We start from the raw sequence: 4659 nt of genomic DNA on the forward strand, positions 1-4659 counted from the left end.
GCACCGCAACTCTCAGTGTAAGCTGAAAGGCCGCCCAACAAACTTACAAAAGGCATCATATTCCCATCGCCTATCTCACCAGGTGCGAGGGTCAACTTGCCGCCGATGGTACCTTTCCAGTTGAGATCAGGACTGTCAAAGCCTGTGATCGTAGAACCTCTGACAAAAATCTGTGGGATCACAGAAACAGCAAAACCATGACAACCCGGAGCGCTACCAAAATATTGATCCGGGGGGCTACCAAAATAACAACCCGGGCCGCCATAAGTGAAACCAAAAGCTGGTCCTGCGGATAAATCAACCAAAGGGCCCAAAGAAGTCTCTCCCCCTGACTTGGCAACCTCTGTACCAAAATGGACACCGCCAAGAACTCCAATGATTGAGGCACCCATATTTTACCTCCCTTCAAATTTGCCCGACTGCCATTCGATAAAATCCATGTAATGATCAATTGTTTCATCCATTGGGTCGGTCAGATAATAAACAATGCCGGCGGTTGCGGCGGTTCTTCCAACAGCGCCTGAAACTAAAAATGTGCTGGGGGATAATGGGGCAAAGCGAAGTGCCGCGAGGCCAACGCCTAATCCTGAAATTGTGCCGCCTATATGAGCAAGTCCGGAAACAACGGCATCTCCCGCAACGTGCGCTAATGCCCTCGGTTCCGTTTCTTCACCTGCCGAGTATTTGTCATAATGGTAATAAGCCGAAGTTCCGACTGGGAGGAGAAGTGTCGCCGCTGTTACAGAGCCGCCGATCCAGCCTCCTGTCCCTTCGATCAAGAACCCAGTCCCAAACATTCCGGTAATAGTATAAGGGTTGGCGATTGTGGCCATGGCCTGTACTGTCCGATGATCGCTCCAAGAGAAGGGTTTGGACGCTTCTTCAGGCATTGATTTTTCAGCGCCACAACGATCAGTGCAATTGGTGAAGTTTTTTTGAAAACAATAGTCGAGACATTGCCGATAAAAATCGTCCGGCGACGACGCTGAAATTGGATTTGGCATAATTATATCTCCTCTTTCTCCTTGGATAATCTTAAAAGTTTCTTTTGCAAAAATTCCAGGGCCCGGCGGTGGAGGCGGGAGATCCATGATTTGGAGAGATTGAGCGTCCCCGCAATTTCGTCCAGCGTGCGATCCTGAAAGTAGTACATCATCACAAGCCTCTTTTCCCTGACAGGGAGAAAATCAATCAGCGCCCGGAGCCTTCGCTTGACCGTCCGGAAATCGATAGGACCCTCCAACCCATGGCCGGCTGAAGGATCGGCCGGTTCAAAATCTTCCATGTCATCAAATGAAACAACCGAGCAGGAAGAAAGCTCCGGCAGACAATAAAAATGACGCGGCATCCATTCGCTTTTTCGAAGGCCGTCAAAAATAGCCCCCCGAATCCTGTGACTCGCGAAGGTTTTAAAATCGTAATTGTACCGGGTGTCAAAGCGTTGGGCCGCCTCTAAAAGACCAAGGCGGGCGTCGGAGAGGAGGTCGTCATAATCCACGTGACCGCCGAGCGACCGCAAAGCCACCCGAGCAAGGGTTGAGGCGAAAGGGAGATATTTTTCAACCAACAAAATGACTGTCCGCGATGCTTGAGGGGAGTTCATGATCTTTAAGATGTGCAAATGGAGTGCCAACTTCTGGAGATTTTCAACTCTTCAAAGATCAAAGAGATAAACTTAATCCATAACAAGATTACTTTTTAGTGACTCGCACGATTGCTATAAAAGCGTATCAATTTTGCTATCTATCCCCACTTTTATGACGCGCTGTCCCTTGCGCTTCCGTTTGAAAAAAAATAGCGGTTATCAGGGAGGAAGAATGGATCCGATTCGTTCCCGAACTCTTGTTGTCAAGGCACTGCTCGTGCTTTCACTCTTCCTGGGAACCGTCAGTCTGTTGGAGGGGATTTCCTGGATCGGAAAGGTAAGGCCGGGCTTTACCATTTCGCAAAAAGGGGAGGTCACCTCCCTGATGCACTCTCGTTGGACCGGCAATCGCGAGGGGATCAAACGCCGGGATCAAATTTTGGCCTACGACGGTGTCCCGTTCACCACGGTTGGCTCTTTTTTTCAATACCTTGAGCAGAACCGGCCAGTGGCCGGTTCCAAAGAGGAGTTTGCACAGGCTTTTGCCAATACAGGACCAAAGCCGGTTGTTTATCAAATCGATCGCAAAGGGAGATCCACCGTCATCTCGGTTCACCCCATGCTCTTCACGTGGGACGATTACCTCTTGAGCTTTTTTCTCGATCTTTTCATCGGCCTCTCCTTTGTTCTGCTCGCGGTGGTGATCTTTTTTTTCAGCCCGCACGTGACCAGCAATTTTCTGGTCTGCCTCGCCGGATTCTTGACCGGCCTGATGCAGATCCTCGCCGTCGATTATTACACCGGCCAGCTCCTTCTCCTGCCGCTCTTTGTCGTTTTCTGCCTTTTTGCCCTTGTCTCATGCCAGGCCAACTTTGAAATTTTCCGCAAGCGGTCGCCGATCAAAATTTCCCTTCGCGCCTTTAATATCACGCTGGCGGGCGTTTTTGTCCTTTCGGGTCTCGTTTATTTTTTCGCCGTCCGGACGCGGCAGGACCATCAAATCTACGCCATCGCCCTCATGCTTTCCTACGCCCTTCCTTCGCTTGTCGCCCACGCCAACTGTGCCTTTATCTATTTCACCACCGACTCGGTGATGACGCGAAAGATCATTCGTCTGTTCAATCTGATTTACCTCACCATTCTTCCCGCCTATGCCTATTATGCCGCCCGGGAGATATTTGACGTCATCCTCCCCCGCGAACTCCTTATTTTTCAGCTCTGGTACGCCATCTTCCTGCCGCTGACCATCATCCGCTTTCATGCCCTCGACTTTAACGTCCGCCTCAAACGGGGGACCTTGGCGCTCCTCGTCGGTGTCATTCTGGTGGGCAATCTCCTCCTTGTCTGCGGCCTCACCCCCGCAGTGCTCCGGGCGTATCAGCTTCCCCCGCATTACGCCCTCGGACTCATGTTTTTGAGCCAGATTTTGATGGTGGTATTTCTTTTGTATGCGGCCCATACATCGCTGTTCGACCGGATTTTTTTCTATTCAACCTACAAGTTCAAAAACATGATTGAATCGGCCGGCGACTCGATTCTCTCGAAACTTTCGACGGAGGATATCTTAAATTCACTCGGCGGCTTTTTGGCCGGCAGTTTTCAAATCCCCCGTTACTTTTTTTATCTGGGCGAAGGCGAACAGGATCCGTTTGTCCTTTCCGGGCCCGCCGTCTGCGTTCCGGAAGAAATCGAATGGGGCAAAATCGAAATGAAGGGGCGGGAATGTCTGATCCTTTCCGAAATGGAGAGCGCGGGAGACCATTTTGTCCGGGAAATGCTTGTCCGGAACGATCTGGTCCTCCTTCTTCCGATCCTGTTTTGCGAAAAAACGATCGGTCTGGCGTTTCTCTCCGAAAAATCGGACCATTCCCCCTACTCGCCTGAAGATATCATCAATCTTCAGACCCTTCTCAAGACCGCCGCGGCGGCCCTTGTCAACGCGCGCCAGCACGATGCGGTGCTGAAGCTTCAGGAACGGTTGAAAATTGAAAACAGGCTTCTGAAGGAAGAGGTGCGGGGGGGAAAGATCGGCGATCCCATCATCGGCGAACGGGGCGATTTGAGGGATGTCTTTCAAAACATCGAAAAAATCAGGGAGAGCGATGTCACCGTCCTCTTGCGCGGCGAGTCGGGAGTGGGAAAGGAGCTGATCGCCCGGGCCATCCACGACCGCTCCTCCCGGGGCGAAAAACCCTTTATTGCCATCAACTGCACCGCGATCCCCGAGGCGCTCATGGAGTCCGAACTGTTCGGCTACGAGAAAGGGGCCTTTACCGACGCCCGCGCGCAAAAGATCGGCCTATTTGAAGCGGCGCACGAGGGAACTATTTTTCTGGACGAAATCGGGGATGTAAACCCGGCGATGCAGTTGAAATTCCTGCGCGTCCTTCAGGAAAGAGAGATCAAAAGGGTGGGGGGGAACCAGTCGATCCCCGTTGATGTGCGGGTGATTGCGGCGACCAACAGGGACCTGGAGGCCGCGGTGGCCGTGGGACAGATGCGAAAAGACCTCTATTTTCGGTTGAACGTCTTTCCCGTTTACGTGCCCCCTCTTCGGGAACGCAAAAAGGATTTGCAGGAGCTTGTTTACTCGTTTGTCCGAAAATTTTCGGAAGAAATGGGCAAGGCGGTTTTATTTCCCGACAAGGAGAGCCGGGAGCGGCTTTTGCGCTACCCCTGGCCCGGCAACGTGCGCGAACTGCAAAACGTGATCGAGCGTTCGGTGGCCTTATGTCCGGCAGGGGAGGCCATAAAAATCCACGATCTGGAGGGGGGCCTGTGGGATCAACTGCAGGAGGAGGCGGAAAAAATCCTTCGCCGGGGGGGCTATCATCAGCAGATGGAGGAATTTCAGCGGCGTCTCGTCAAACGTGCGATTCATCAGGCGGGCGGCAACAAGGCCCGCGCCGCCCGCACGCTGGGCATCCATGTGACCCACCTGTATAAAATGATGAAGCAACTGGAGAAGAATTAACCGGAGGGAAAGGTCGATTTAAGCCAGGTGGATTTGCCGGTTCCCCGCGGGCCAAAGAGGAAAAAACTGTGTTCTTTCGGCGGGTTGATTTGCCTATTAA

4 protein-coding genes are annotated in these 4659 nt (G+C 52.2%); 1 reads left to right on the forward strand and 3 read right to left on the reverse strand.

Annotated elements, in window-relative coordinates; all coding sequences use genetic code 11:
- The 3 genes from HYU99_09055 to HYU99_09065 all read right to left on the reverse strand — a co-directional run.
- The coding region (locus tag HYU99_09055; protein MBI2340493.1) for a hypothetical protein at positions 1–392 on the reverse strand (392 nt) is incomplete at its 3' end.
- A gap of 3 nt (positions 393–395) precedes the next feature.
- Positions 396–1004, reverse strand: coding sequence for a hypothetical protein (locus HYU99_09060; GenBank protein MBI2340494.1), 609 nt, complete (start codon positions 1002–1004; stop codon positions 396–398).
- Between the two features lie 2 nt (positions 1005–1006).
- A complete protein-coding gene (locus HYU99_09065) occupies positions 1007–1603 on the reverse strand; it encodes a sigma-70 family RNA polymerase sigma factor (GenBank protein MBI2340495.1) in 597 nt (198 codons plus the stop codon).
- Between the two features lie 214 nt (positions 1604–1817).
- Here HYU99_09065 and HYU99_09070 point away from each other — a divergent pair, with 214 nt between their 5' ends.
- Positions 1818–4559 (forward strand): sigma-54-dependent Fis family transcriptional regulator, encoded by a 2742-nt coding sequence (locus HYU99_09070; protein ID MBI2340496.1) that lies wholly within the window; start codon positions 1818–1820, stop codon positions 4557–4559.
- Positions 4560–4659: the final 100 nt, after the last annotated feature.

The organism is Deltaproteobacteria bacterium, assembly GCA_016183175.1.
GTDB lineage: Bacteria > UBA10199 > UBA10199 > UBA10199 > SBBF01 > JACPFC01.